Source organism: Rhodococcus sp. 24CO (assembly GCF_050586165.1).
Lineage (GTDB): Bacteria > Actinomycetota > Actinomycetes > Mycobacteriales > Mycobacteriaceae > Rhodococcus_F.
Map to the genome: position 1 here is coordinate 1 of NZ_JAZFNF010000071.1, position 638 is coordinate 638.

The 638-nt window shown below is 60.3% G+C and carries 1 protein-coding gene; it reads left to right on the plus strand.

All coding sequences use genetic code 11. From position 1 onward, the window contains the following. Positions 1–387: 387 nt before the first annotated feature. A partial coding sequence (locus V2B23_RS30885) for a MerR family transcriptional regulator (protein WP_430953695.1) occupies positions 388–638 on the plus strand: 251 nt, incomplete at its 3' end.

Below are 638 nucleotides of genomic sequence, written 5' to 3' on the forward strand. Positions count from 1 at the left end.
GATGCGCCGGCGGTACACCTTCCAATGAATTTCTCCGCCCCACTGCTGGGCGATTCACCGTGGCTTCGCGTCGAAGCGGGCACCTTGGGGTGCGGGCCCCTTCGCGAGATCGCCGGGAATGAACTGTGCTGGCACGCGGTGCCCCGAGGAAGATGCGGTACGCCAGTACTGACCAGAGTTGGGCTTAGTGCCGACGATGGGCACAACCGATCGTCGTACTCGTCACTTCTTCCTCTTCTGAAGCATGAAATGTGTACCGTGAATGGAAGATTATTCACACGACGCAGCACGGAAATCGAATGCCGTCTTCACGGTCGAAGAGCCTACAGCGAGGCGACCTTGACCGGCGATGATCTTCGGGAGATGACAATGACAGGACAGACAGGGATGGCGGGAAAGCCCGCGGTACGGTCGCTGCGCGGGGTGTACGGGATTTCGGTGATGTCGGAACTGTCCGGCGTGGGTCCGCAGACGCTACGACTCTACGAGCGACGCGGGCTGTTGACCCCCACTCGTACCAGTGGAGGCACCCGCCGGTACAGCGAAGCAGATCTGGATACGTTGCGCCGGATCACCGCACTGATCGACGCTGGAGTCAATGTGGTGGGCGTTCACCGCATTCTTTCACTGGAAACCGA